This window comes from Verminephrobacter aporrectodeae subsp. tuberculatae At4 (assembly GCF_000193225.1).
Lineage (GTDB): Bacteria > Pseudomonadota > Gammaproteobacteria > Burkholderiales > Burkholderiaceae_C > Acidovorax > Acidovorax aporrectodeae.
Map to the genome: position 1 here is coordinate 1 of NZ_AFAL01000861.1, position 1059 is coordinate 1059.

At 69.6% G+C, this 1059-nt stretch carries 1 protein-coding gene; it reads left to right on the top strand.

The annotated features are described in order from the left end of the window. A partial coding sequence (locus VTU_RS34170; RefSeq protein ID WP_010109083.1) for an Ig-like domain-containing protein occupies nt 1-1059 on the top strand: 1059 nt, incomplete at both ends.

Genomic DNA, 1059 nt, shown 5'->3' on the forward strand with positions numbered 1-1059 from the left:
CAGCGACATCGTGTGCACCAGCGGCACGCTGAGCGCGCCCACGGCGAACGCCGAGCGCACGCTCTGGACGGCGACCTTCACGCCCACGGCCAACACCAACGCGCCGACGAATACCATCCGCGTGAACCTCGCCAATGTGCGCGACGACGCGGGAAACGCCGGGACCGACAGCGCCATCAGCACCAACTACAGCGTGGACACCGTGCGACCCAGGGCGACCATCACGCTGGCCGACACCGCGCTCACCGCGGGCGAGAGCATGACCGTCAGCTTCCGCTTCAGCGAGCCCGTGAACGGCTTTGACACCGACGACATCGTGTACACCAACGGCACGCTGACAACGCCCACGGCCAACGCCGAGCGCACGGTCTGGACGGCCACCTATACGCCTGCGGAGGACATCAGCGCCCGGGCGAACACCATCCGCGTGAACCTCGCCGGCGTGACCGACGACGCGGGCAACGCCGGGACCGGCAGCGCCATCAGCGCCAACTACAGCGTGGACACCACGCGCCCCACGGCCACCATCACGCTGGCCGACAGCGCGCTCACCGCGGGCGAGAGCACAACCGTCCGCTTCATCTTCAACGAGCCCGTCAACGGCTTGGACGCCAGCGACATCGTGTGCCCCAACGGCAGGCTGAGCACGCCCATGGCGAACGCCGAGCGCACGGTCTGGACAGCGACCTTCACGCCCAACGCCCACGCCAACGCCCGGACGAACGCCATCCGCGTGGACCTCGCCGGCGTGCGCGACGACGCGGGCAACACCGGGACCGGCAGGGCCAGCAGCGCCAGCTACAGCGTGCACACCATACGCCCCACGGCCACCATTGCGCTGACCGACGACGCGCTCACCGCGGGCGAGAGCACGACGGTCCGCTTCATCTTCAACGAGCCCGTCAACGGCTTGGACGCCAGCGACATCGTGTGCCCCAACGGCACGCTGAGCGCGCCCACGGCGAACGCCGAGCGCACGGTCTGGACGGCGACCCTCACGCCCAACGCGAACGCCAATGCCCGGACGAATACCATCCGCGTGGACCTCGCCGGCGTGAC